Origin of the sequence: Enterobacter sp. 168J2 (assembly GCF_034107265.1) — a bacterium.
GTDB lineage: Bacteria > Pseudomonadota > Gammaproteobacteria > Enterobacterales > Enterobacteriaceae > Enterobacter > Enterobacter nematophilus.
In genome coordinates this window covers 247,317-270,932 of record NZ_JAWNEB010000003.1, presented here as the reverse complement: position 1 = coordinate 270,932, position 23,616 = coordinate 247,317, and the positions used below count along the sequence as shown (strand labels likewise).

25 protein-coding genes are annotated in these 23,616 nt (G+C 60.5%); 13 read left to right on the top strand and 12 right to left on the bottom strand.

Annotated elements, in window-relative coordinates; translation table 11 throughout:
• Nucleotides 1-546 (bottom strand): electron transport protein HydN, encoded by a 546-nt coding sequence (gene hydN / locus USG84_RS11845; protein WP_253543155.1) that lies wholly within the window; start codon nucleotides 544-546, stop codon nucleotides 1-3.
• A 133-nt stretch (nucleotides 547-679) separates the two neighbouring features.
• Nucleotides 680-1,693: a LacI family DNA-binding transcriptional regulator gene (locus USG84_RS11840; protein ID WP_253543158.1), complete on the bottom strand. Its 1,014-nt coding sequence runs from the start codon at nucleotides 1,691-1,693 to the stop codon at nucleotides 680-682.
• A gap of 213 nt (nucleotides 1,694-1,906) precedes the next feature.
• Here USG84_RS11840 and ascF point away from each other — a divergent pair, with 213 nt between their 5' ends.
• Nucleotides 1,907-3,358, top strand: a complete 1,452-nt coding sequence (gene ascF / locus USG84_RS11835; protein WP_253543160.1) for a PTS cellobiose/arbutin/salicin transporter subunit IIBC — start codon at nucleotides 1,907-1,909, stop codon at nucleotides 3,356-3,358.
• An 18-nt stretch (nucleotides 3,359-3,376) separates the two neighbouring features.
• Nucleotides 3,377-4,801 carry a 6-phospho-beta-glucosidase gene (locus USG84_RS11830; protein WP_069732779.1) on the top strand — a complete coding sequence of 475 codons (1,425 nt, stop codon included), beginning with the start codon at nucleotides 3,377-3,379 and terminating at the stop codon, nucleotides 4,799-4,801.
• A 56-nt stretch (nucleotides 4,802-4,857) separates the two neighbouring features.
• Here the strand turns inward: USG84_RS11830 and hycI are convergent, their stop codons facing one another.
• From hycI to hycA, 9 genes are all read right to left on the bottom strand, one after another.
• Complete coding sequence (hycI, locus tag USG84_RS11825) at nucleotides 4,858-5,331, bottom strand: hydrogenase maturation peptidase HycI (protein ID WP_151412410.1); 474 nt, start codon at nucleotides 5,329-5,331, stop codon at nucleotides 4,858-4,860.
• Entirely contained in the window at nucleotides 5,324-5,734 is a 411-nt protein-coding gene (locus tag USG84_RS11820; protein WP_151412409.1) for a formate hydrogenlyase maturation HycH family protein, read from the bottom strand. The genes hycI and USG84_RS11820 overlap by 8 nt, the downstream gene beginning before the upstream one ends.
• Nucleotides 5,731-6,498, bottom strand: a complete 768-nt coding sequence (locus USG84_RS11815; protein WP_151412408.1) for an NADH-quinone oxidoreductase subunit B family protein — start codon at nucleotides 6,496-6,498, stop codon at nucleotides 5,731-5,733. The genes USG84_RS11820 and USG84_RS11815 overlap by 4 nt, the downstream gene beginning before the upstream one ends.
• Entirely contained in the window at nucleotides 6,498-7,040 is a 543-nt protein-coding gene (locus USG84_RS11810) for a formate hydrogenlyase complex iron-sulfur subunit (protein ID WP_061097268.1), read from the bottom strand. Before USG84_RS11810 ends, USG84_RS11815 begins: the two co-directional genes overlap by 1 nt.
• Nucleotides 7,041-7,049: 9 nt before the next feature.
• A complete protein-coding gene (gene hycE, locus USG84_RS11805; protein WP_253543162.1) occupies nucleotides 7,050-8,759 on the bottom strand; it encodes a formate hydrogenlyase subunit HycE in 1,710 nt (569 codons plus the stop codon).
• A gap of 15 nt (nucleotides 8,760-8,774) precedes the next feature.
• The gene (locus USG84_RS11800; RefSeq protein ID WP_061097266.1) at nucleotides 8,775-9,698 is read right to left on the bottom strand and encodes a respiratory chain complex I subunit 1 family protein; all 924 of its coding nucleotides are present in this window, start codon (nucleotides 9,696-9,698) and stop codon (nucleotides 8,775-8,777) included.
• A gap of 1 nt (nucleotide 9,699) precedes the next feature.
• Nucleotides 9,700-11,514 (bottom strand): formate hydrogenlyase subunit 3, encoded by a 1,815-nt coding sequence (gene hycC, locus USG84_RS11795; protein ID WP_320738281.1) that lies wholly within the window; start codon nucleotides 11,512-11,514, stop codon nucleotides 9,700-9,702.
• Complete coding sequence (locus tag USG84_RS11790) at nucleotides 11,511-12,119, bottom strand: 4Fe-4S binding protein (protein WP_151412407.1); 609 nt, start codon at nucleotides 12,117-12,119, stop codon at nucleotides 11,511-11,513. The genes hycC and USG84_RS11790 overlap by 4 nt, the downstream gene beginning before the upstream one ends.
• 73 nt (nucleotides 12,120-12,192) lie before the next feature.
• Complete coding sequence (hycA, locus tag USG84_RS11785) at nucleotides 12,193-12,657, bottom strand: formate hydrogenlyase regulator HycA (RefSeq protein WP_151412406.1); 465 nt, start codon at nucleotides 12,655-12,657, stop codon at nucleotides 12,193-12,195.
• Nucleotides 12,658-12,868: 211 nt separating this feature from the next.
• Between hycA and hypA the strand changes: the two genes are divergently transcribed.
• The 10 genes from hypA to USG84_RS11735 all read left to right on the top strand — a co-directional run bounded on the left by hypA (nucleotide 12,869) and on the right by USG84_RS11735 (nucleotide 22,802).
• Complete coding sequence (gene hypA, locus USG84_RS11780; protein ID WP_151412405.1) at nucleotides 12,869-13,219, top strand: hydrogenase maturation nickel metallochaperone HypA; 351 nt, start codon at nucleotides 12,869-12,871, stop codon at nucleotides 13,217-13,219.
• 3 nt (nucleotides 13,220-13,222) lie between these two features.
• The gene (gene hypB / locus USG84_RS11775) at nucleotides 13,223-14,086 is read left to right on the top strand and encodes a hydrogenase nickel incorporation protein HypB (RefSeq protein WP_320738280.1); all 864 of its coding nucleotides are present in this window, start codon (nucleotides 13,223-13,225) and stop codon (nucleotides 14,084-14,086) included.
• Nucleotides 14,077-14,349 (top strand): HypC/HybG/HupF family hydrogenase formation chaperone, encoded by a 273-nt coding sequence (locus USG84_RS11770; protein WP_061097260.1) that lies wholly within the window; start codon nucleotides 14,077-14,079, stop codon nucleotides 14,347-14,349. Before hypB ends, USG84_RS11770 begins: the two co-directional genes overlap by 10 nt.
• 3 nt (nucleotides 14,350-14,352) lie before the next feature.
• On the top strand, nucleotides 14,353-15,474 hold the full coding sequence (gene hypD, locus USG84_RS11765; RefSeq protein ID WP_151412404.1) for a hydrogenase formation protein HypD: 1,122 nt from the start codon (nucleotides 14,353-14,355) through the stop codon (nucleotides 15,472-15,474).
• Nucleotides 15,471-16,481 carry a hydrogenase expression/formation protein HypE gene (hypE, locus tag USG84_RS11760; RefSeq protein ID WP_320738279.1) on the top strand — a complete coding sequence of 337 codons (1,011 nt, stop codon included), beginning with the start codon at nucleotides 15,471-15,473 and terminating at the stop codon, nucleotides 16,479-16,481. The genes hypD and hypE overlap by 4 nt, the downstream gene beginning before the upstream one ends.
• A 64-nt stretch (nucleotides 16,482-16,545) precedes the next feature.
• Complete coding sequence (flhA, locus tag USG84_RS11755) at nucleotides 16,546-18,618, top strand: formate hydrogenlyase transcriptional activator FlhA (protein ID WP_320738278.1); 2,073 nt, start codon at nucleotides 16,546-16,548, stop codon at nucleotides 18,616-18,618.
• Between the two features lie 150 nt (nucleotides 18,619-18,768).
• Complete coding sequence (locus tag USG84_RS11750) at nucleotides 18,769-19,767, top strand: ABC transporter substrate-binding protein (RefSeq protein ID WP_320738277.1); 999 nt, start codon at nucleotides 18,769-18,771, stop codon at nucleotides 19,765-19,767.
• Nucleotides 19,767-20,804: a FecCD family ABC transporter permease gene (locus USG84_RS11745; protein WP_320738276.1), complete on the top strand. Its 1,038-nt coding sequence runs from the start codon at nucleotides 19,767-19,769 to the stop codon at nucleotides 20,802-20,804. Before USG84_RS11750 ends, USG84_RS11745 begins: the two co-directional genes overlap by 1 nt.
• Nucleotides 20,804-21,565, top strand: coding sequence for an ABC transporter ATP-binding protein (locus USG84_RS11740; RefSeq protein ID WP_151412403.1), 762 nt, complete (start codon nucleotides 20,804-20,806; stop codon nucleotides 21,563-21,565). Before USG84_RS11745 ends, USG84_RS11740 begins: the two co-directional genes overlap by 1 nt.
• Nucleotides 21,566-21,581: 16 nt before the next feature.
• The gene (locus tag USG84_RS11735; RefSeq protein WP_320738275.1) at nucleotides 21,582-22,802 is read left to right on the top strand and encodes an MFS transporter; all 1,221 of its coding nucleotides are present in this window, start codon (nucleotides 21,582-21,584) and stop codon (nucleotides 22,800-22,802) included.
• Nucleotides 22,803-22,807: 5 nt separating this feature from the next.
• Here USG84_RS11735 and USG84_RS11730 read toward each other — a convergent pair whose 3' ends face one another.
• Nucleotides 22,808-23,152 (bottom strand): nitrous oxide-stimulated promoter family protein, encoded by a 345-nt coding sequence (locus tag USG84_RS11730; RefSeq protein WP_151412402.1) that lies wholly within the window; start codon nucleotides 23,150-23,152, stop codon nucleotides 22,808-22,810.
• A gap of 175 nt (nucleotides 23,153-23,327) precedes the next feature.
• Between USG84_RS11730 and USG84_RS11725 the strand changes: the two genes are divergently transcribed.
• Nucleotides 23,328-23,558: a SymE family type I addiction module toxin gene (locus USG84_RS11725; RefSeq protein WP_151412401.1), complete on the top strand. Its 231-nt coding sequence runs from the start codon at nucleotides 23,328-23,330 to the stop codon at nucleotides 23,556-23,558.
• Nucleotides 23,559-23,616: the final 58 nt, after the last annotated feature.

Sequence of the window (23,616 nt, the reverse complement as noted above, 5' to 3'; positions counted from 1 at the left end):
TTAAAACAGCAGCGATGACGAGGTGTCGAACGCCGCGCGACGGCGTTTTTCGGCGCTCATCTGCTCAAGCTTGTCACGATCCACGCAGACCAGCGCGTGCGTCGGGCAGGCCTCCATACAGGCCGGGCCGGCTTCGCGGTGGTAGCAAAGATCGCATTTATTGGCTTCGGCTTTCTCCGCCCGCACGCTCAGCCCCATGCCGCTGTTGCGCACCACCGGGCGGACAACCACCTCCATCGCGCCATACGGACACGCCACCACGCAGGTTTTGCAGCCGATGCAGCGCTCCTGCAACACGTGCACGAAGCCCTTCTCGCGCTTAATCGCCCCGTTCGGGCAGACGTTCGCGCACGGGGCGTCTTCACACTGGCGACAGATGGCGGCGGTGGAAATATTCACGCCTTTAATGACGTGAATGCGCGGCAGGAAGGTGTCGGGAGTGAGAGAGGCGCAGTCCTGCTCCGCCTGATGGGAAACCACGCACGCCACTTCACAGGTACGGCAACCAATGCACTTGCTGGCATCGGCCATAATAAAACGGTTCATCTGCTTCTCCGGCATAACTGTTATGCGCGAAGCTATTCATAAACCGTGCCAATGTTTAAAACGCTGATTTTTAAGGAGAATGGAAAAGCAGACTTTCTGTCATCGTCATTAGTGACGATGACAGATGTCGACGTCAGCGGTGCGGGCCATCGGTGACGGAGTCGCGCAGGACAAGCTCGCCGGAGAAGGTTTGCTGGTATTTGAACTCGCCGCCGTCGAGCATGAAAATCAGGCGGCTGACGATCTCCTGGATCATCTCCGTTACCGGAATACGCACGCTGGAGAGCGACGGCACGATGTAGGGCGCGATAGCCACGTCGTCAAAGCCGATGACCGATACCGCGTCCGGCGTGGCGACGCCGCTGTCGTGCAGCTGCTTGATGGCGCCGATCGCCATATCGTCGTTGCTCGCCACCAGAGCGGTAAAGCGTTCACCGCGAGCAAGCAGTTCGGAAACCGCCGCCGCGCCGCTGGCCGGATTCCACTTCCCTTCGGCGATAAGCGCGTCACGCACCGCAATGCCGTGCTGCGCCAGCGCATCCCTGTAACCGGAAAGACGCTCGACCCCGGTGGGGGAATCCAGCGAACCGGTGATGAACGCAATCTCTCGGTGCCCTTTCGCAATCAGCTGAGACACCGCGTCCTGGCACGAGGCTTTATGATCCGACCAGACGCTGTGGCTGCTGTTTTTCCGCAGGCGGCGGTTAAGCACCATAATCGGCTGCTCGCATTTCTCGACCAGCTCGTCCAGCTCTTCCACGCTCAGAAAGCGCGGGTAGATGATCACCGCATCGCAGCGCATGTCGAGCAGATACTGGATCGCCTCACGTTCCTCATCGGCGCTATGCTTGCCGTCGGCGAGGATCAGCTGCCGCCCTTTCTCTTCCGTCATCCGCGCGGCGTTAAACAGTAGTTCACTAAAGTAGACGCCGTGATAAAGGGTGTTGGTCACCACCAGCCCAAGCGTCTGGGTGCGTTTGGTCGCCAGGTTTCGCGCCAGCAAATTCGGGCGATAGCCGCTCTCTTCAATGGCCTGAAAAACCCGGTCTTTGGTCTCCTGGCTAACGTAGCCGTTGCCCGACAACACCCGGGACACCGTCGCTTTCGAAACGCCTGCCCGCTTCGCCACTTCCAGCATCGTGGTCATATTGTTCTTCCATCCGAAACTCATGCGGGCAGTGTACTGCACCGCGGAAAAATTGTCGCAGCGACGACGTCACGCTTTCTGCACCCCACTGCGATCTGCATCACGAAAAGAAAAAATGCCCAAAAAGCAGTCTTGTTTCATCAAAAGAAACTCATGATGATTATGTGGAACCGGTTTCCTACATTTCACACAACGATAACAGGAACAGATCCGATGGCCAAAAATTACGCTGCGCTGGCAAACGACGTTATCAGCGCGCTGGGCGGCAAAGAGAACATCGTCGCCGTCACCCACTGCATGACGCGACTGCGTTTCGTTCTGAAAGACGAAAATCTTAACGACGTTGCGCGCCTGAAAAGCATCAGCGGCGTGCTTGGCGTGGTGCGTAACGACAACCAGTGCCAGGTGATTATTGGCAACACGGTTTCACAGGCTTACCGCGAAGTGGTGAGCCTGCTGCCCGTTGACCTGCAGCCCGCTGTACCGGAAGGCCCGCAGAAGCTGACGTTACGCCGCATTGGCGCCGGGATCCTCGACGCGCTGATCGGCACCATGTCGCCGCTGATCCCGGCGATCATCGGCGGTTCGATGGTCAAGCTGCTGGCGATGATCCTTGAGATGACCGGCGCGCTGCCAAAAGGCGCGCCGACGCTCACCATTCTGACCGTCATCGGCGACGGCGCGTTCTTCTTCCTGCCGCTGATGGTGGCGGCCTCGGCGGCGGTGAAGTTTAAAACCAACATGTCGCTGGCGATTGCCATCGCGGGGGTGCTGGTGCACCCGAGCTTTATCGAGCTGATGGCGAAAGCCGCGCAGGGCGAGCACGTTGAGTTCGCCTTTATTCCGGTGACGGCGGTGAAATACACCTATACCGTCATCCCGGCGCTGGTCATGACCTGGTGCCTGTCATACATCGAGCGCTGGGTAGATCGCATCACCCCGGCGGTGACCAAAAACTTCCTCAAGCCGATGCTGATCGTGCTGATTGCCGCCCCGCTCGCCATCGTGCTGATTGGCCCGCTGGGGATCTGGATCGGCAGCGCCATCTCCGCGCTGGTCTACACCATTCACGGCTACCTGGGCTGGCTCTCCGTCGCCATCATGGGCGCGCTGTGGCCGCTGCTGGTGATGACCGGGATGCACCGCGTGTTTACGCCGACCATCATTCAGACCATTGCCGAAACGGGCAAAGAAGGGATGGTGATGCCGTCAGAGATCGGCGCCAACCTGTCGCTCGGCGGCTCGTCGCTGGCGGTGGCGTGGAAAACGAAAAACCCGGAGCTGCGCCAGACGGCGCTGGCCGCGGCGGCCTCCGCCATCATGGCGGGGATCTCTGAACCGGCCCTGTACGGCGTGGCGGTACGCCTGAAACGTCCGCTGATTGCGAGCCTGATCAGCGGCTTTATCTGCGGCGCGGTGGCCGGCATGGCCGGTCTTGCCAGCCACTCGATGGCGGCGCCGGGGCTGTTTACCAGCGTGCAGTTCTTCGACCCGGCCAACCCGATGACCATCGTCTGGGTGTTTGGCGTAATGGGGCTGGCGGTAGTGCTGTCGTTTGTTCTGACCCTGCTTTTAGGGTTTGAGGATATCCCGGTCGAAGACGAGGCTGAAAAAGCGCGCGCCCTGCACACCGCACCGGTACAGAACAACGCAGCAAAAGCATAATTTGAAAGCGAGGTAAGAATGTCTGTTTTTCCACAAGGATTTTTATGGGGCGGCGCGCTTGCCGCCAACCAGAGTGAAGGTGCTTACCGTGAAGGCGGCAAGGGACTGACCACGGTCGATATGATCCCCCACGGCGCGCATCGCCTGGCGGTGAAGGTCGGTCAGGAAAAGCGTTTTTCGCTGCGTGACGACGAGTTCTACCCGAGCCACGAGGCGATTGATTTTTACCATCGCTATAAAGAAGACATCGCCCTGATGGCGGAGATGGGCTTTACGGTGTTCCGCACCTCGATTGCCTGGAGCCGCCTCTATCCGAACGGCGACGAGCCGCTGCCGAACAAAGAGGGCATTGCCTTCTACCGCGCGGTGTTCGAGGAGTGCAAAAAGTACAACATCGAGCCGCTGGTAACGCTCTGCCACTTCGACGTGCCGATGCATCTGGTCACAGAATACGGCTCCTGGCGCAACCGTAAGATGGTTGATTTCTTCGCCCGCTACGCCCGCACCTGCTTCGAGGAGTTTAACGGGCTGGTGAAATACTGGCTGACCTTCAACGAAATCAACATCATGCTGCACAGCCCGTTCTCCGGCGCGGGGCTGGTGTTTGAGGAAGGTGAAAACGAGGATCAGGTGAAATACCAGGCCGCGCACCACGAGCTGGTGGCAAGCGCGCTGGCGACCAAAATCGCTCACGAGGTGAACCCGGAAAACCAGGTCGGCTGCATGCTGGCGGGCGGTAACTTCTACCCTTACTCCTGCAAGCCGGAAGACGTGTGGATGGCGCTGGAGAAAGACCGCGAGAACCTGTTCTTTATCGACGTGCAGGCGCGCGGCAGCTATCCGGCCTACTCTGCCCGCGTGTTCCGCGAGAAAGGCGTGGTGATTGTGAAAGATCCTGGCGACGACGAACTACTGAAAAACACCGTCGATTTTGTCTCGTTCAGCTATTACGCCTCGCGCTGCGCGTCGGCGGATATGAATGCGGGCAACACCAGCGCGGCGAACATCGTAAAGTCCCTGCGTAACCCGCATATTCAGGTGAGCGAGTGGGGCTGGGGCATCGACCCGCTCGGCCTGCGCATCACCATGAACATGATGTACGACCGCTACCAGAAGCCGCTGTTTCTGGTGGAAAACGGCCTGGGGGCGAAGGACGTCATTGATGAAAACGGCGAGATCAACGACGACTACCGCATCAGCTATCTGCGCGAGCATATCCGCGCGATGGGCGATGCGATTGAGGACGGCGTGCCGCTGATGGGCTACACCACCTGGGGCTGCATTGACCTGGTGTCGGCCTCAACGGGCGAGATGAGCAAGCGCTACGGGTTTGTGTACGTTGACCGGGACGACGCCGGCAACGGCACGCTGGACCGAAAGCGCAAGAAGTCGTTCTGGTGGTATAAAAAGGTGATTGCGAGTAACGGAGCGGACCTGGCGTAACCCCTCACCCTAACCCTCTCTCCATAAGGGAGAGGGGACAAAGCACACCCTCTCCCCTACGGGGAGAGGGCCGGGGTGAGGGGTTCAAATCCACCATTGCCAATCCACTCCGCAAGCCTTGAATAGACCACCTCCACAGCCTCTTTCACCGGCGGCGTCATCGGGTAATAAAATCCGACAATGTCCGGCTGGATCCCCAAAAACAGTACCTCGCCCACGTCCTCTTTAATCTGATCGACCAGGTAGTTGAGCGGCATATTGTGGGTGGTCATCATAAACATCTCGGCAATGTCGTCCGGGTCAATCAGGCGGATCTCGCCGGGGTTGAGCCCCATATCGGTGGCATCGACGATTAACAGCCTGTCCGGGCGCAGTTCGCGAATGGCAACCACGTCGTTTTCCGGCGCGCTGCCGCCGTCAATCACTACCCAGGAGCCCTGCGGGTTCGCAGCGCACATCTCCGCCAGCAGCGGGCCGGCGCCGTCATCGCCCATCATGCTGTTGCCGACACACAGTAAAACGTCAGTCACGTAATCTCCTCACCATCAGGTAGATGGCGTTCTCCTGATGAATATCGTGCAGCATGCCGAGCAGCGTTTTGCTCCACGCCTTCTGCGCCGGGGTTTGCCTGCTTAGCGCCGCGTCAAAGGCGTTGGCGAGCATAGCAATGTGGTTGGCGTCGATGACGATCTCGCCGTACTTCGGCACGCCCTCCATTTTGCGCCGCGCCGTGCTGCCCTCCTCCAGCGTGGCGATCCACGCCAGGTACTCAGGCCACGGGCAGCTCAGCGCCGCCTCCAGGCAGTCAATCACTCCAAGGTGGTGCCCAATTGCCAGGCTGTAGTAGACCACCTGCTGCGCCGCATCCGGCGTGGCGTCGTTCTCATCAATAAACTTACGGCTCAGCTGGCTGAACACCACCGTCTCACTCATCGGATTCGCGCCTCATCGACGATGCTGTTCAGGTTCGCCACAATCTCATTGAGACGCGGATCGTTCTCGGCCTCCAGCCAGCGCGCCACCTGATGGTCGCCCTGGCTCAGCAGGCGCAGGTAATCGTCGGCAATCTGGCGACCGTAGCGGTAGCCCGCCAGCCTGCGCGCCGTGCGGTCGACCTTCACCCGCAGCGGCTGCACCATGTCCGGATGCAGAATGGCGGCCGGCTGGTTGTCCAGCTCGCCAGGCTCGCGGGCGTGGATTTTCTGCTCCAGCAGGCCGAGCGCCATCGCAAAGCCGTACAGCGTCGCGGCGGGCGTTGGCGGGCAGCCTGGAATGTAGACGTCCACCGGCACGATTTTGTCGGTGCCGCCCCAGACGCAATAAAGGTCGTGGAAGATGCCGCCGCTGTTGCCGCAGGCCCCGTACGAGATGCAAATTTTCGGGTCAGGCGCCGACTGCCAGGCGCGCAGCGCGGGCGAGCGCATGGCGCGGGTGACGGCCCCGGTAAACAGCAGAATGTCCGCATGGCGCGGAGACGGCACCACTTTGATGCCGAAGCGCTCGGCGTCAAACAGCGGCGACAGGGTGGCGAAGATCTCGATCTCGCAGCCGTTGCAGCCGCCGCAGTCCACGCGGTAGACGTAGGCCGAGCGTTTGATTTTTTTCAGCAGCGACGCCTTCATGCTGGCGATAGACTCCTCCACCGTCATCGGCACCGGAATGCCGTTGTCGTCGCGCGGGCCGAGTAAGTTTTCCATCAGCTGGCCTCTCTCATATGGCGGGTAATATCAATGCGGTCGGACGGCAGCAGGCACTTCTGGCGCTTGCACTCCGGGCAGGTTTCGAAGCTTTCGCGGTGATGCTCCGCGCGGGCGTCGCCGTTGTGCTGCAGCAGCGCGATGGCGTAGTCGATCTCTTTTTGCACGGCGAACGGACGCTTGCAGACGCGGCAATTGCACAGGGCAAAGCGCGACTGCTGCAAAAAGTCCTCTTTCTTCCACACCGCCAGCTCGTATTCCTGAGAAAGACGAATAGCCACCGTCGGGCAGACCTCCTCGCATCGGCCGCAGAAGATGCAGCGCCCGAGGTTAAACTGCCAGGCCAGCTCGCCGGTTTTAAGATCCGTTTCCACCGTTAAGGCGTTCGACGGGCAGGCGTTGACGCAGGCCGCGCAGCCGATGCACTGCTGCGGATTGTGCTCCGGCTTGCCGCGAAAGTTTTTATCCACCGGCATCGGCTCCAGCGGATAGCTGCTGGTCTGCACGCCGGTTTTGATGACTTTTTTGATAAAGGTAAACATGGCGAATCCTTATTTCAGCGGCGAGTTCTTACGCTCGATGCTGTAGCGCTCAAGCTCTTTGTACGGCACCACCTGGCTTTTCTTCTTGCGCACGTCCACCACGGTCATGCGGTCGGTGCAGGAGTAGCACGGGTCGAGGCTGCCGATGATCAGCGGCGCGTCAGAGACGGTGTTGCCGCGCAGCATGTAGCGCAGGGTTGGCCAGTTGGCGTAGGTGGCCGCACGGCAGCGCCAGCGGTAGAGCTTCTGATTGTCGCCGGTCATGCTCCAGTGGATGTCGTCCCCGCGCGGCGCTTCGGCAAAGCCGAGGGCAAAGCGGTTCGGGATGTAGGTGAAGCCCTCCACCATCAGCGGGCCGCCCGGCAGGTTGTCCAGACCAAAGTCGATCATGTTCAGCGCGGTGAACACCTCGTTGATGCGCACCTTGAGGCGCGAGATGACGTCGCAGCCCTGCTCGCTGTGTACGGTCATCGGCAGCAGGCCGTAGCCAACGAACGGGTGATCGGCGCGGGTGTCGCGGGCGTGGCCGCTGGCGCGCACCATCGGGCCGACGTTGCTGAAATCGCGGGCAATTTCCGGATCGAGGCGGCCAATTCCAACGGTGCGCTGCTCAATGTTTGGCGTGCTGAGCAGCATGTCCACCAGCTCCTGCACGTCGCGGCGCATCTGCTGCGCCAGCTGGCGGGTCTTGATCATGTCGTCCTTCAGCAGGTCACGGCGGATCCCGCCGATCAGGTTCAGGCCGTAGGTTTTTCGCGCCCCGGTGAGGATCTCCGCCATCTTCATCGACGCTTCGCGCACGCGGAAGAACTGCATAAACCCGGAGTCGAAGCCGACGAAGTGGCAGGCCAGGCCGAGGTTCAGCAGGTGCGAGTGCAGGCGTTCAACTTCCAGCAGAATGGCGCGGATCATCTGCGCGCGCTCCGGCACCACGATCCCCATGCCGTTCTCCACCGAGGTGGTGTAGGCGGTGCTGTGGGCGAAGCCGCAGATGCCGCACACGCGGTCAGAGAGGAACGTCACCTCGTTGTAGCCCATGCGGGTTTCCGCCAGCTTTTCCATGCCGCGATGGACGTAGAACAGGCGGTAGTCGGCGTCGATGATGTTCTCGCCGTCGACGAACAGGCGGAAGTGGCCCGGTTCGTCGGAGGTGACGTGCAGCGGGCCGATCGGCACCACGTTGTTCTTCTTGCTGCCGAGTTCGTTGATGAACTCGTAGGTTTCGCTGTCGGTGGTCGGCGCCGGGCGCTGGCGGTAGTCCATGCTGTCCTTGCGCAGCGGATAGAGTTCGTCAGGCCAGTCGTCCGGCAGCACCAGGCGGCGCTCGTCCGGCAGGCCGACCGGCACCAGGCCGTACATGTCACGCACCTCGCGCTCGCCCCAGACGGCGGCGGGCACACGCGGCGTGACGGACGGGTATTCCGGCTTAGCCGGGTCGACTTCGACGCGCACGGTGATCCAGCACTTCTCGCCCTGCTCCATCGACATCACGTAGTACACCGCGTAGCTGCCGCACAGCTGGCGCTCGTCGTTGCCGAACAGCACCGACAGCCAGCCGCCCTGCTGGTAATAGAGAAACTCAACCACTTCCGGCAGGTAGTTCACCTTCACGGTGAGGGTGATCTGGTCTTTGGTTTGCCAGGACTCCTCCAGCACCACGCCGGGGAAAGCCTGATGCAACGCGGCGAGATACTGCTGACCTTTCTTTTCTTCAGACATAAATACTCTCTTTAATCACGCCACCAGCAAGGAGACGAACGCTAAAAATGCAAAACCAAAGCCGGCCCAGGTGATGCGTGACGTTTCCACAAAGCGCAGGCGCGCCATGCTGTTTTCAAACAGGGCTATCACCAGCACGCCGACCAGCAGCTTGAGCGCAGCTACCGCCACGGCCAGCACCAGACCGCCCGCGGAGAAGTGCGTCATCTGCCCCCACGGGAAGAAGACGCCGACAAACATCTGCAGCACCACCAGCTGCTTGAGGCTGATGCCCCACTTCAGCACCGCGAAGCCGTAGCCGCTGTACTCGGTAAGCGGGCCTTCCTGCAGCTCCTGCTCCGCTTCCGCGAGGTCAAACGGCAGTTTGCCCATCTCAATAAAGGTGGCGAACGCGCAGGCGCAGAGCGCCAGAATCAACGGGATAGAGCGTGAAACCGGCCAGTGGTAAACGGTGTCGGTGATAAAGCTGATGTGGGTGGAGCCCGCCACCTGCGCGGCCACCCACAGCCCCAGCAGCAGGATCGGCTCCACCAGCACGCCGAGCATCGCCTCGCGGCTGGCGCCGATGCCGGTAAACGGGCTGCCGGTGTCCAGGCCCGCAATCGCAAAGAAGAAGCGGGCGATGGCGAAGAGGTAGATAAGCGTAATCAGATCGCCAAGCGCCGGCAGCGGCGAGCCCACCGTCACCACCGGCAGCGCGGTGGCGATGGTGAGCATCACGCCGACCATCACGAACGGCGTCAGGCGGAAGACCCAGCCTGCGGCGTCCGGGGCGACGCTCTGGCGAGAGAGCAGCTTGAAGAGATCGCGGTACTCCTGGAGCACGCCGGGCCCGCGACGGTTGTGCATCCGGGCGCGCGCCACGCGCGTAATGCCCGACAGCAGCGGCGCGGCGGCGAACAGCACCAGCGCCTGAAGAATTGCCAGAAACAGACTCATGTCAGGCTCCTCGTGAAATCACAATTACCACCAGCACCGCCAGCTCGATCAGCGCCAGACGGCGGAACAGAGTGGGCGCGGCGGCGCTCTGCCAGCCGGGAACCCAGCCCACCGGGTTCAGCCAGTGGCGCAGCTTCAGCACGGCGGCGAAGTTCTCCTTCACCGGCATGGCAAAACCGTGGGCGGTGATAACCATCGACTGCTCGTGTTCGTAGCCGCAGGCCCACGCCGCGCCGCGCGAGCGGGAGGCGAGACGGTCGCGCTTAAAGAACAGCATCAGCACGAACGGCAGCAGCGGTGCGGCAATCAGCAGGAGCGCCATCATCGGCTGGGAAACGACGGTATGCGCCGTCGCAAGCGGCAGCGGAACGGCGTGGCCCAGCAGCGGCAGCAGCCACGGTGCGGCCACCCCGCCCCCAATGCAGCACAGCGCCAGCGCGACCACGCTGGCACACATCAGTACCGGGGCGCAGCAGGCGTTCTCCGCTTCACGGGTGCGCGGTGCGCCGAGGAAGGTGACGCCATAGACTTTCGCCATGCACATCACCGCCAGCGCCCCGGTAATCGCCAGCCCAACCGCCAGCAGCGGGCCTAGCAGGCGCGCGATAAACGCGTCGCTCTGGCCGAGCGCGAAGAACGACTGATAGATCACCCACTCCCCGGCAAAGCCGTTTAATGGCGGCAGCGCGGCCATCGCCATCAGCCCCACCAGCATAGCGAGTGAAATCACCGGCATTTTTTTGCCAATCCCACCGAGCTTTTCGATATCGCGGTGGCCGGTGCGGAACCAGACGCTGCCCGCGCCGAGGAACAGGGTGCTTTTGAACAGGCTGTGGTTGACGAGGTGATACAGACCGCCGATAAACCCGGCGGCAATCAGCGCCGGCTGGTTAAGCGCCAGCCCGGTGACGCCCGCGCCGATGCCGAGCAGGATAATGCCGATATTTTCCAGGGTGTGGTACGCCAGCAGGCGCTGGATATTGTGCTCCATCAGGGCGTACAGGCCGCCGACAAAGGCGGTAATCATCCCCGCAATCAGCAGCGCCACGCCCCACCACAGGGGCGGCTGACCGCCCGTCAGGGTAATCGTCAGGATGCCGAACAGACCGACCTTCATTACCACCGTAGAAAACAGCGCGGCGGCGGGCGCAGAGGCATTTGCGTGCGCCTGCGGGACCCAGCCGTGCAGCGGGATAATCCCGGCCAGCAGGCCAAAGCCAGCCACGCCCAGTAGCCAGACATCGTTGCCCAGCGTCTGGCCGTTAAGCGCGGAAAAGTCCAGGGTGCCGAAACGCTGCCACACCAGCCAGCAGGCCAGCGCCAGCAGCAGCGTGCCGAGACGCCCAAGCGCAAACCACAGCTTGCCGGAGGCGCTGCAGCCGGTCAGGAACACGCCGCACAGGGCCATGATTTCGGCCATTACCACCAGCGCGCCGAGGTTGCTGGCGATAACCGTACAGACCGCCGTCGCCATCAGCAGATTGACCAGCAGGCCGTTGGCTTTGGTTTGCGGATGGCGGTGCCAGTCGATATTGAACAGGCTGATAAACAGCCCGCACAGGCCAAAGGTCACCAGCCAGATGGCGTTAAGCGGCGTAATCGCCACGTTGTGGCGAATCAGCGGCATGAGTGTTTCCACAGGTTGTCCGCCGAGCAGGACGACGCCGCCCGCGGCCAGCGTCATCAGGCTGCCGATCGCCCCGCCGATACCGGCTATCCAGCCGCTCAGGGTTTTATGGAAAGAGAACACCAGCGCCAGCGCGGCGGCTGCGGCAAAGTACGCTACGGCGCTGTTAATCATAAATATCGCGTTCATTTCGCCCCCTCGTTAAGCGCCTGCAGAAGCGAAAGATCGCCGACGTCGGTATTAATGGTCAGCTCGCGCTTGCGCCTGCTGGTGCGTGCGATATCGCGGATGTTAACCAGGATCAGCGCTTTGGTCGGGCAGGTCCGCACGCAGGCCGGGCCCTGTTCGTCAAAGCTGCACAGGTCGCACTTGACCGCAACAGCGCGGATGCCGGGCACCCAGTCCAGCAGCGTGCTCACCTTCGCCGGAGCGGGTGGCGCAGGCGGCGCTTTGGGGGTATTGGCGTTCGCCGGGATATGCAGCGGGCGGCTGCCGGAGAATTCAATCGCGCCGAACGGGCAGGCGATGCCGCACAGCTTGCAGCTAACGCACAGGCTTTCGTTCAGCTGGACCGCGCCATCGACGCGGGTGATGGCGTTAACCGGGCACACGCCCGCGCACGGGGCATCTTCACAGTGGTGGCAGAGCTGCGGGGCAGACTCTTTTTCATTACGCATGACGCGCAGGCGCGGCATGGACTGTAGCCCGTGCAGGCGGTGCGTTTCCGAACACGCCGCCTCACAGGTTCGACAGCCGATACAGACCGTCGAGTCAGCAATTACAAAACGGTTCACCGGGCAATCCTCAGGTGATAGTCATTTTTGACGACGAAAAACTGTCTCATCGACACTTTTCGACACTCGGTTATCAGGCAGGGTTTGCGGAAATCTTTCCCGCGACCAGCTGTTTCAGGTCGACCGGCAGGTCGTGTTCAACCGCGGCGTAGAGACCGTTGTAAACCGGCGCGATTTTCTCCAGATAGTGCTCAAGCACCTGCTGGCGATCGCGGTTGCTGACGTAGCCGTCGACCATGCCGTCGGCCATCAGCTGCGCCTGCGCAATACGTTGTTTTTCACCCTCTTTATTCTCAACGTAGTACTCGATGGTGTGGCTGTTAAAGCTGTCTGCCAGGGTCACAAAGACCGTGAAATGACCGAACAGGACAAAGCGCATATCCCCCTGCGCCGCACAGCTCATCGCATGATGCAGACGGGCTTTTGACAGGGTGATCCCCTGAACCAGAGAGTTGCAGTAGAGGTGCCACTGATCCTGAAGCTGCTGGTGGCGCTGCGCGATGTAATCCGCTTTTTCGCTAATTTCCCAAATAGTCATAGAAGGTATCCGGTTAATGGAGATAGCGGCTGTTAAGCAGATTCCGTGCCAGTTTTTAACCTGCTGATTTAAATGATTTTTATCGGAAAAACCACTGTCAACGCCGCAGTGTCGACGTGTCATTTCGACAGCGTTGACATTGTCACGCCGTAACGCAAATCAAGCTGGCACCGTTATTGCATTCACTGGCGCAAATCATTGAGGAGGCGTCATGCACGAAATCACCCTCTGCCAGCGGGCTCTGGAACTTATCGAACAGCAGGCAGTGCAAAACCACGCGCAGCGCGTCACCGGCGTCTGGCTGAAGGTCGGGGCGTTTTCCTGCGTCGAGACCAGCGCCCTGACCTTTTGTTTTGAGCTGGTGTGCCGCGGCACCCTGGCGGAAGGCTGCAAGCTTCATATTGAAGAGCAGCAGGCGGAGTGCTGGTGCGAGCAGTGCCAGCAGTACGTCACCCTGCTCTCATCAAAGGTTCAGCGCTGCCCGCAGTGTCAGAGCACGGGTCTTCGCATCGTGGCGGATGACGGCATGCAGATCCAACGCCTCGAAATCGAGAAGGAGTAATGTATGTGTAGTACCTGCGGTTGCGCCGAAGGCAACCTCTATATAGAAGGGGACGAACACCGCCCCCACTCCGCGTTTCGCTCCGCGCCCTTTTCCCCCGCCCCGCGTCCTGCGACGGCCCTGACCGGCATCACCTTTGCGCGGCAGCGTTCCGACGCGGGCGATCTGCATTACGGCCACGGCGAAGCGGGCACCCACGCGCCGGGTATGAGCCAGCGCCAGATGCTGGAGGTGGAGATCGACGTGCTGGACAAAAATAACCAGATCGCCGCCCGCAACCGCGCCCGCTTTGCCGCGCGTCAACAGCTGGTGCTGAACCTGGTCTCCAGCCCCGGCTCCGGCAAAACCACGCTGCTGACCGAAACGCTCAAGCGCCTGAACGAACGCGTCTCCTGCGCGGTTATCGAAGGCGACCAGCAAACCGTTAACGACGCGGCGCGCATCCGCGAAACCGGCACGCCCGCGATTCAGGTCAACACCGGCAAGGGCTGCCACCTGGATGCGCAGATGATTGCCGACGCCGCCCCGCGCCTGCCGCTGGCGGATAACTGCATCCTGTTTATTGAAAACGTCGGCAACCTGGTGTGTCCGGCCAGCTTTGACCTCGGCGAACGGCACAAGGTGGCGGTGCTCTCCGTCACCGAAGGGGAGGACAAGCCGCTGAAGTACCCGCACATGTTCGCCGCCGCCTCCCTCATGCTGCTGAACAAGGTCGACCTGCTTCCGTACCTGAACTTCGACGTGGATAAGTGCCTTGCGTATGCCCGCGAGGTGAACCCGGACATTCGCATCCTGCTGGTTTCCGCCACGCGCGGCGACGGGATGGACGCCTGGCTGGACTGGCTGGAGAGCGAACGATGTGCATAGGCGTACCCGGACAAATCCACTCTATTGACGGCAACCAGGCCAAAGTGGAGGTTTGCGGCATCCTGCGCGACGTGGACCTGACGCTGGTGGGCAGCACCGATGAAACGGGCGCGTCGCGCCTCGGCCAGTGGGTGCTGGTCCACGTGGGGTTTGCGATGAGCGTGATTAACGAAGCGGAAGCCCGCGACACGCTGGACGCGCTGCAAAACATGTTTGACGTGGAGCCGGACGTAGGCGCGCTCCTGTACGGCGAGGAGCGCTAGCCTATGCGTTACGTTGATGAATACCGCGCGCCGGAACAGGTGATGCAGCTTATCGGGCATCTGAAAACGCGCGCGGCGCTTCTGGACTACACGAGCGAAAGGCCGCTGCGGATCATGGAGGTGTGCGGCGGGCACACGCACGCCATCTTCAAGTTTGGCCTCGACCAGCTGCTGCCGGAGAACATCGAGTTTATCCACGGCCCCGGCTGCCCGGTGTGCGTCCTGCCGATGGGGCGCATCGACAGCTGTATTGAAATTGCCGGCCAGCCCGGCGTCATTTTCTGCACCTTTGGTGACGCGATGCGCGTGCCGGGGAAAAACGGCTCGCTGCTGCAGGCAAAGGCGCGCGGCGCGGACGTGCGGATCGTTTACTCGCCGATGGATGCCCTGACGCTGGCGATGGACAACCCTGAGCGCAAGGTCGTCTTTTTCGGGCTGGGTTTTGAAACCACCATGCCCGCGACGGCCATCACGCTGCAGCAGGCGAAAGCGCGCGATGTCGGTAACTTTTTCTTTTTCTGCCAGCACATTACGCTCATTCCCACGCTGCGCAGCCTGCTTGAAGAGCCGGACAACGGCATCGACGCGTTCCTGGCACCAGGCCACGTCAGCATGGTGATAGGCACAGACGCCTACGGTTTCATCGCTGAGCAGTACAATCGTCCGTTAGTGGTGGCTGGTTTCGAACCGCTTGATCTACTGCAAGGCGTGGCCATGCTGGTTGAGCAGAAAATAGCGGCCCTGAGCGCGGTGGAAAACCAGTACCGCCGCGTGGTGCCCGATGCGGGAAATGAGCGGGCGCAGCAGGCGATAGCCGACGTGTTTAGCGTTGAGGGCGACAGCGAGTGGCGCGGGCTGGGGCTGATTGCCGAGTCCGGCGTGCGCCTGACGCCTGCCTATCGCACATATGATGCCGAAGCGCACTTCCGCCCGCAGCCGCAGCAGGTGTGCGACGATCCCCGGGCCCGCTGCGGCGAGGTGCTCACCGGCAAATGCAAACCTCATCACTGCCCGCTATTTGGCAACACCTGTAACCCGCAAACCGCGTTTGGCGCGCTGATGGTCTCCTCTGAAGGGGCATGCGCCGCGTGGTATCAGTATCGCAACCAGGAGTGTGAAGCATGAACACGGTGGAAATGGCGCACGGAAGCGGTGGACAGGCGATGCAGCAGCTGATTAACCGGCTGTTCATGGAGGCCTTTAATAACCCCTGGCTCGCGGAGCAGGAGGATCAGGCGCGCATCGCGCTCTCAACCCTCACCGCACACGGCGACCGGCTGGCGTTCTCCACCGACAGCTACGTGATTGACCCGCTGTTCTTCCCGGGCGGCGATATCGGCAAGCTCGCCGTCTGCGGCACGGCCAACGACGTGGCCGTCAGCGGCGCCATTCCGCGCTATCTCTCCTGCGGGTTTATCCTTGAAGAGGGTCTGCCGATGGAAACCCTCACGGCGGTGGTGAACAGCATGGCGCATACCGCGCGCGAGGCGGGTATCGCTATCGTTACCGGGGATACCAAAGTGGTCCAGCGCGGCGCGGCCGACAAGCTCTTCATCAACACCGCCGGAATGGGGGCGATCCCCGCCGACGTTCACTGGGGTGCGCAACGCCTTAGCGCGGGCGACGTGCTGCTGGTGACCGGCACGCTGGGCTGCCACGGAGCGACTATTCTTAACCTGCGCGAAGGCTTAGGGCTGGACGGCGAGCTTCGCAGCGACTGCGCGGTGCTCACCCCGCTTATCCAGACGCTGCGCGACATGCCGGGCGTCAAAGCCCTGCGCGACGCCACCCGAGGCGGGGTGAATGCCGTCGCCCACGAGTTCGCCGCAAGCAGCGGGTGCGGGATTGAACTGATCGAGCGCGACCTGCCCGTTAAGCCTGCCGTGCGGGGGCTGTGTGAGCTTTTAGGGCTTGACCCGCTAAACTTTGCCAACGAGGGCAAGCTGGCGATCGGCGTGGAACGTTCGGCGGCGGAAGCCGTACTTGAACGGCTGAGAGCGCATCCCTTAGGGAAAGACGCGGCCATCATTGGCGACGTGGTTGAGCGCAAAGGGGTGCGCCTGGCCGGGCTTTACGGCGTGAAGCGCACGCTGGATCTGCCGCACGCTGAGCCGTTACCCCGAATTTGCTAGAGCCGCGCCATAAGCGGTCAGCATTAAATGTCTCTTTTTTGCCAGTTTCTATTGGAAAGCAATAATGCCGTATACACCGATGAGCGATCTTGGACAGCAGGGCCTGTTTGACATCACGCGCACACTTTTACAACAGCCCGATCTCGGCGCGCTGAGCGATGCCCTGACGCGGCTGGTCAGGCAATCAGCGCTGGCGGACAGCGCGGCGATTGTGCTCTGGCATAGCGGAACGCACCGCGCGAGCTACTACTCAACGCGCGAGAATGGCAAAACGTTTGAATACGAAGACGAAACGTACCTCGCGCACGGCCCGGTGCGCCGCATTCTCTCCCGGCCTGAAGTGCTGCACTGCAATTTTGAAGAGTTTCGGATGGCATGGCCGCGGCTGGCGGAGAGCAATCTCTATCAGCCTTTCGGTCATTACGGCATGCTGCCGCTGGCGGCGGAGGGCCAAATTTTTGGCGGCTGCGAGTTTATCCGCAATACCGACCAGCCCTGGAGCGAGGCGGAGTACGAGCGTCTGCACACCTTTACCCAGATTGTGGCCGTCGTCGCGGAGCAGATCCAAAGCCGCGTCACCAATAACGTGGATTACGACCTGCTGAGCCGCGAGCGCGACAACTTCCGCATTCTGGTCGCCATCACCAACGCCGTGCTCTCAAGGCTCGACATGGACGAGCTGGTCAGCGAAGTCGCCAAGGAGATCCACCACTATTTCAGGATAGACGCCATCAGCATCGCGCTGCGCGGGAACCGTAAAGGCAAGCTGAACATCTACTCCACCCACTATCTTGATGAGGCCAATCCGGCGCACGAGCAGAGCGAGGTGGACGAAGCGGGCACCCTTTCTGAGCGGGTGTTTAAAAGCAAAGAGATCCTGCTGCTGAATCTCAGCGAGCAGGACCCGGTGGCGCCGTACGAGCGGATGCTGTTTAACACCTGGGGCAACAAAATTCAGACCCTGTGCCTGCTGCCGCTGATGTCCGGCAGCACCATGCTTGGGGTGCTCAAACTGGCGCAGTGCGATGAAGCCGTGTTTACCACCGCCAACCTGAAGCTGCTGCGTCAGATCGCCGAGCGTATCTCCATCGCGCTGGATAACGCCCTCGCCTATCAGGAGATCCACCGCCTGAAAGAGCGGCTGGTGGACGAGAACCTGGCCCTGACCGAACAGCTCAACAACGTGGACAGCGAGTTTGGCGAAATCATCGGGCGCAGCGATGCCATGTACAGCGTCCTCAAGCAGGTGGAAATGGTGGCCCAGAGCGACAGCACGGTGCTGATCCTCGGTGAAACCGGCACCGGTAAAGAGCTGATTGCCCGCGCCATCCACAACCTGAGCAACCGCAACAGCCGGCGCATGGTGAAGATGAACTGCGCGGCGATGCCCGCGGGTCTGCTGGAAAGCGACCTCTTTGGCCACGAGCGCGGCGCGTTTACCGGGGCCAGCAGCCAGCGCCTGGGGCGTTTCGAGCTGGCAGACAAAAGCTCGCTGTTCCTCGACGAAGTGGGCGATATGCCGCTGGAGCTACAGCCCAAGCTGCTGCGCGTATTGCAGGAGCAAGAGTTTGAGCGCCTCGGCAGCAACAAGCTTATCCAGACCGACGTGCGGCTGATCGCCGCCACCAACCGCGACCTGAAAAAAATGGTCGCCGACCGCGAATTCAGAAGCGATCTCTACTATCGCCTGAACGTCTTCCCGATCTGCCTGCCGCCGCTGCGCGAACGCCCGGAAGATATCCCCCTGCTGGTTAAAGCCTTTACCGCCAAGATCGCGCGCCGGATGGGGCGAAACATCGACAGCATTCCCGCCGAGACGCTGCGGACCCTCTCGTCGATGGAGTGGCCGGGCAACGTGCGCGAGCTGGAAAACGTCATTGAGCGCGCGGTGCTGCTGACGCGCGGGAACGTGCTGCAGCTCTCCCTGCCGGAGATTGCCCTTCCTGACGTGGCCGTACCCGCAGCCGAAATCGCGAAAGAGGGAGAAGATGAATATCAGCTCATTCTGCGCGTGCTGAAAGAGACCAACGGCGTGGTGGCCGGGCCGAAAGGGGCGGCCCAGCGGTTGGGGTTAAAACGCACCACTCTGCTGTCGCGCATGAAGCGTCTCGGGATTGATAAAGAAAATCTGGTTTAACTCCCATCAGGCGGTGTTTTCCTGCATCGCCTTTCGTCACCCTGCGTTATTGTCCCTCATTGACACAAAATCGTTTCCTCTGTATAAAATTCCGCCTTAATAATGCGTTTCATTTGCATCAAAAATAATTTTAATGAAGGGTAGCGTTTCATGAAGAAGGTCCTCTGCGCGTTAGGCCTGGCGATTGCGTCGGTCAGTTCTACTCTGGCAACCACATATCCCCTGACGATTGAAAACTGTGGCTACAAAGAGACATTCACCAAAGCGCCGGAACGCGTCGTGGCCCTGGGCCAGAACACCGTGGAGATTTTGCTCCTGCTGGGGCTGGAAGATAAGGTCAAAGCCAGCGCCTTCTGGCCGACCAAAGTCTTGCCGCAGCTGGCGGAACAGAACGCAAAAATCAAAACCCTGACTGTCGAAATTCCTACCCTTGAGTCCGTTCTTGCGCAAAATCCCGACTTCGTTCCCGCTCAGACGCCGCTGCTGCTGGGGCCTGAAAGTAAGGTCGCAAAACGCGAAGACCTGATGACCCTCGGCGTGAACAGCTATGTGTCACCGGGCATGTGCGCGACCAAAAAAGCCACCGGCGATATGTACGGCAGCCGCCAGAAGCTGTGGGATATGACCTATCTCTATAAAGAGATTGAGGATTTCGCCAAAATCTTTAACGTTGAAGATCGCGGCCAGGCCGTCATTGCCGATTTCAAAAAACGCGAGGCTGACCTGCGCAAAGAATTCGGCAAGAATAAAAAAGACCTTTCGTTTGTCTTCTGGTTCTCCAGTTCATCCCCTTCTGCAGACGCCTACGTAGGCGGTAAAAATAGCCCCTCTGGGTTTATCGCCAGCCTGATGGGCGGCCATAACGCCATTACGTCCGAGACTGAATGGCCAACCGTGGGCTGGGAAAGCATTATTGCCGCGAACCCGGACGTGATTGTGGTCTCCAGCCTGGATCGTAACCGCTGGGCGCTGGATAACGCGGAAGAGAAAATCAAATTCCTGAAAAGCGATCCGGCCGTGAGCCAGCTTGATGCCGTTAAAAAAGGCCATATCGTGGTGATGGACGGTCAGGCGATGAACCCGACGATTCGTACGATTTACGGTGCCGAACAGGTGGGTGAACAGCTCAGAAAGCTGGGGCTGAACTGATGACAGTTGCCGTACTTCAGGCCCGCCAGGGCCTGATTCTGACCACTTCCGCTCTGCTTGCTGTTGTCCTGCTGTTTCTGGTGATTGCCCTTGGCGTCAGCGTCGGCGAGCTGTCGATTCCGCTATCCAACGTCTTATACGCTATCGGTAATAAGCTGGGGCTGACCGACGTTCCGCTAAACCGCATCTATGAAAGCGTTATCTGGGACTTTCGCCTGAGCCGCGCGCTGGTGGCGGCATGCTGCGGGGCCGGTTTAGCCATTTGCGGCGCCGTGCTGCAAAGCCTGCTGAAGAACGCGCTGGCGGAACCTTACGTGCTCGGCGTGTCGGCAGGCGCCTCAACCGGGGCGGTGTCGGTCGTTGTCCTGGGCATCGGCACCGGCGCGGTGTCGCTCTCCGCGGGCGCGTTTGCCGGGGCGTTCGCCGCCTTTGCGTTTGTCGCCTTTCTGACGAACGGTGCGCGCGGGGGAAATGAGCGCACCATTCTGGCAGGCGTTGCTGCATCTCAGCTTTTCAACGCCATTACCGCCTACACCATCAGCACCTCCGCCAGCGCGCAGCAGGCGCGAGACGTGATGTTCTGGCTGCTGGGCAGCTTTAGCGGCGTGCGCTGGCCGGAATTCCAGCTGGCGCTGGTTGTCGTGCTGGCGGGCCTTGCCGTCTGCCTCTACTATTCCCGGGCGCTGGACGCCTTTACCTTTGGCGATGACGCCGCGGCCTCGTTAGGCATTGCCGTACCCAGGGTGCGCCTTGCCCTGTTTACCACCACGGCTCTGATCACCGCCACCATCGTCAGCATGGCGGGCTCAATCGGCTTTGTGGGGCTGGTGGTGCCGCACGTTATGCGCTTCCTGTTCGGGCCGCTGCACCGCACGCTGCTGATTGCCAGCGCCCTGGCCGGGGCGATCCTGATGGTGCTGGCCGACATCGCCTCGCGGATGCTGATTGCGCCGCAGAGCCTGCCCGTCGGCGTCGTCACCGCGCTGGTGGGCGTGCCTTTCTTTGCCGTGATTATCTACCGTTCAAGGAATAAGTGATGAGTATCTGCGCTGAAAATATTACCTGGAAGGTCGGCAAAAAAGTTATCGTCAATGACGTCTCGCTGAAGGTTTCCCGGGGCGAAACCGTGGGTCTGCTTGGTCCTAACGGCTGCGGCAAATCATCGCTTCTGCGCATTCTGGCAGGCCTGCGTCGCCCGGATGCGGGCAGCGTGACCCTGGACGGGCAGGACATTTCCCGCATCGCCAAAAAGCAGCTTGCCCGCCGGGTGGCGTTCGTTGAGCAGCACGGCATGACGGACGCCAATATGCGCGTGCGCGACGTGGTCAAGCTTGGACGTATTCCGCACCACTCCCCTTTTTCCAACTGGAGCGCGCAGGATGACGAGACCGTCACCGCGGCTCTGCAGCGTGTCGATATGCTGGACCGCAGCGAGCAGGGCTGGCTGAGCCTGTCCGGCGGAGAGCGTCAGCGGGTGCATATCGCCCGCGCGCTGGCGCAAACGCCAACCGAAATCCTGCTGGATGAACCGACCAACCACCTGGACATCCATCATCAGATGCAGCTGATGCAGCTGATCAGCGAATTACCCGTCACCAGCATTGTCGCCATCCACGATCTCAACCACGCCTCAATGTTCTGCGACTCGCTGATTGTGATGCAGAAAGGGCAAATTGTGGCGACCGGAACACCGCAGGACATTTTATCCGAGTCGTTGCTCTGGGATGTCTTCCGGGTGAAAACTAAAATTGAGATCTCGCCGTTTCATGGCAAAAAGCACATTCATTTTATCGTTTAGGGACGAGTGATCGACAATGTCCCTTCGCCCCGCCACCACGCTCTGGCCGCCCGTTTTACTGGGTAGCCAGTTTGTTTTTAACATTGGGTTTTACGCCGTCGTTCCCTTTCTGGCGATATTTCTGCGCGACGACATGCTGCTCTCCGGCGGGCTAATCGGGCTGATCCTGGGCCTGCGCACGTTCTCGCAGCAGGGGATGTTTATCGTTGGCGGTGCGCTCTCGGACCGGTTTGGGGCGAAAGTGGTTATCCTCAGCGGCTGTATAGTTCGTGTTTCAGGCTATCTGCTGCTGGCCTTCGGGGGATCGCTGTGGCCGATTATTCTGGGCGCGTGTCTGACGGGCGTCGGCGGCGCGTTATTTTCTCCGTCTATTGAGTCATTGCTGGCGAAAGCGGGGACGAACAGCGAGGCGAAGGGGAAACGAAGCCGGGCGGAGTGGTTTGCGCTCTTTGCCGTCTGCGGGGAGCTCGGCGCGGTACTGGGCCCGGTTGCTGGCGCCCTGCTAACGGGGCTTGGCTTCCGCCAGGTGGCGCTGGCGGGGGCTGGCGTCTTTATCATTGCGCTAGTGGTGCTTTACTTCTGTCTGCCTGCTGCCGGGCACCGTTTACAGAAGATAAAAATAGTGCCCTGGTGGACGACGTTCCGACAGCCTCGCTTTGTCGCCTTTATCATTGCCTACAGCTCCTGGCTGTTAAGCTATAACCAGCTCTATCTGGCGCTGCCGGTAGAGATCCAGCGCTCCGGCGGTAACGAGAAAGATCTTGGCCCGCTTTTTATGCTGGCCTCCGTTCTGATTATTACCTTACAGCTGCCGCTGGCGCGTTTCGCCCGTCGCGTGGGCGCGGTGAACATTCTGCCGGTGGGCTTTTTGCTGCTTTCCGCCGCCTTTGCGAGCGTGGCGGCGTTTGCAGCAACAGAACCGCCTGAAGGCTGGCTGCGGCTTCTGCCCTCGGTCTCGTTTGTCACGCTGCTGACGCTGGGGCAGATGCTGCTGGTGCCCTCGGCAAAAGATCTCATTCCGCGGTTCGCCGATGAATCCACGCTGGGCGCGCACTACGGCGCACTCTCCACCGCCGGAGGCATTGCGGTACTGGCCGGAAACTTGCTTTTTGGCAGCCTGCTGGATCGCGCGCTGGTGCCTTCAACGCAGGCGATTTACCCGTGGCTGCTGCTGGCGCTCTTTCCACTGTGCAGCGCGCTGGCCCTGAACGTGATTTGCCGCCCGCTACGAAGCTGAACGGCTTACTTTTTCGGGCGATACTTTTCCGGCAGCTCCGGCACCGGACGACGGTCATCCATCAGATGACGGACGGTCAGAATGGGGTGTCGCCATAACATACGCGGCCCCGCCCAGCGCATAATCTGCTTCATCTCTTCACGTCTGGCAGGCTGGTAGCAGTGCACCGGGCATTGTTTGCAGGCGGGCTTTTCATCACCAAAAACGCACTTATCCAGGCGCTTATCGGCATACGCGTTGAGCGCCTGATAATGCCCCGCTTCCTGAGAAGCCTCTGGACACTGCTTTGCGTACAACGCGATCATTTTCGCGATGGTCTCTTTTTCTCGTGATATGCGTTTACCGGTCATAGCGACTTACCGAACAATAAGATGCATCAATAATACACTTTTATACTGTGGATTTCAGGTGTTGCATTCCGTTTTCTGAAGCCTGATTCCACTATTAACCCTACACCTCCTGAAAATCACTGGTATTTTATACAGGCATCAGGAATGACCGTTGTCCGTATAGTCTGGAGACCCTATGAAAGAGATCGCGTTCGGCAAACCCTACCGCCATTTAAAAGTGGGATATTTCAGAAAACGTCACGAGGATCGAAAAACGAAGATACCAAAGCGATACAGCGTGCATGCAGCGCTGAGCTTAAAAGGAGACTGGCTTGAGAAAGCGGGCTTTACCACCAACTCACAGGTCAGGGTGGGCGTTGAGCATGGAAAAATCGTCATTGAGTTAATGTCAGAAGGCGCCCCGTAAAGCCGCCACATTTTTCTGCGCCGTACCTTTTTTTCATGCGACAATAGAAGGAACTAAC

What these genes read in the sequence shown, in the direction of transcription:
- hydN (WP_253543155.1), bottom strand. Translation starts at nt 546, where the DNA reads ATGAACCGTTTTATTATGGCCGATGCCAGCAAGTGCATTGGTTGCCGT.
- USG84_RS11840 (WP_253543158.1), bottom strand. Translation starts at nt 1,693, where the DNA reads ATGACCACGATGCTGGAAGTGGCGAAGCGGGCAGGCGTTTCGAAAGCG.
- ascF (WP_253543160.1), top strand. Translation starts at nt 1,907, where the DNA reads ATGGCCAAAAATTACGCTGCGCTGGCAAACGACGTTATCAGCGCGCTG.
- USG84_RS11830 (WP_069732779.1), top strand. Translation starts at nt 3,377, where the DNA reads ATGTCTGTTTTTCCACAAGGATTTTTATGGGGCGGCGCGCTTGCCGCC.
- USG84_RS11820 (WP_151412409.1), bottom strand. Translation starts at nt 5,734, where the DNA reads ATGAGTGAGACGGTGGTGTTCAGCCAGCTGAGCCGTAAGTTTATTGAT.
- USG84_RS11815 (WP_151412408.1), bottom strand. Translation starts at nt 6,498, where the DNA reads ATGGAAAACTTACTCGGCCCGCGCGACGACAACGGCATTCCGGTGCCG.
- USG84_RS11810 (WP_061097268.1), bottom strand. Translation starts at nt 7,040, where the DNA reads ATGTTTACCTTTATCAAAAAAGTCATCAAAACCGGCGTGCAGACCAGC.
- hycE (WP_253543162.1), bottom strand. Translation starts at nt 8,759, where the DNA reads ATGTCTGAAGAAAAGAAAGGTCAGCAGTATCTCGCCGCGTTGCATCAG.
- USG84_RS11800 (WP_061097266.1), bottom strand. Translation starts at nt 9,698, where the DNA reads ATGAGTCTGTTTCTGGCAATTCTTCAGGCGCTGGTGCTGTTCGCCGCC.
- hycC (WP_320738281.1), bottom strand. Translation starts at nt 11,514, where the DNA reads ATGAACGCGATATTTATGATTAACAGCGCCGTAGCGTACTTTGCCGCA.
- hycA (WP_151412406.1), bottom strand. Translation starts at nt 12,657, where the DNA reads ATGACTATTTGGGAAATTAGCGAAAAAGCGGATTACATCGCGCAGCGC.
- hypA (WP_151412405.1), top strand. Translation starts at nt 12,869, where the DNA reads ATGCACGAAATCACCCTCTGCCAGCGGGCTCTGGAACTTATCGAACAG.
- hypB (WP_320738280.1), top strand. Translation starts at nt 13,223, where the DNA reads ATGTGTAGTACCTGCGGTTGCGCCGAAGGCAACCTCTATATAGAAGGG.
- USG84_RS11770 (WP_061097260.1), top strand. Translation starts at nt 14,077, where the DNA reads ATGTGCATAGGCGTACCCGGACAAATCCACTCTATTGACGGCAACCAG.
- hypD (WP_151412404.1), top strand. Translation starts at nt 14,353, where the DNA reads ATGCGTTACGTTGATGAATACCGCGCGCCGGAACAGGTGATGCAGCTT.
- hypE (WP_320738279.1), top strand. Translation starts at nt 15,471, where the DNA reads ATGAACACGGTGGAAATGGCGCACGGAAGCGGTGGACAGGCGATGCAG.
- flhA (WP_320738278.1), top strand. Translation starts at nt 16,546, where the DNA reads ATGCCGTATACACCGATGAGCGATCTTGGACAGCAGGGCCTGTTTGAC.
- USG84_RS11750 (WP_320738277.1), top strand. Translation starts at nt 18,769, where the DNA reads ATGAAGAAGGTCCTCTGCGCGTTAGGCCTGGCGATTGCGTCGGTCAGT.
- USG84_RS11745 (WP_320738276.1), top strand. Translation starts at nt 19,767, where the DNA reads ATGACAGTTGCCGTACTTCAGGCCCGCCAGGGCCTGATTCTGACCACT.
- USG84_RS11740 (WP_151412403.1), top strand. Translation starts at nt 20,804, where the DNA reads ATGAGTATCTGCGCTGAAAATATTACCTGGAAGGTCGGCAAAAAAGTT.
- USG84_RS11735 (WP_320738275.1), top strand. Translation starts at nt 21,582, where the DNA reads ATGTCCCTTCGCCCCGCCACCACGCTCTGGCCGCCCGTTTTACTGGGT.
- USG84_RS11730 (WP_151412402.1), bottom strand. Translation starts at nt 23,152, where the DNA reads ATGACCGGTAAACGCATATCACGAGAAAAAGAGACCATCGCGAAAATG.
- USG84_RS11725 (WP_151412401.1), top strand. Translation starts at nt 23,328, where the DNA reads ATGAAAGAGATCGCGTTCGGCAAACCCTACCGCCATTTAAAAGTGGGA.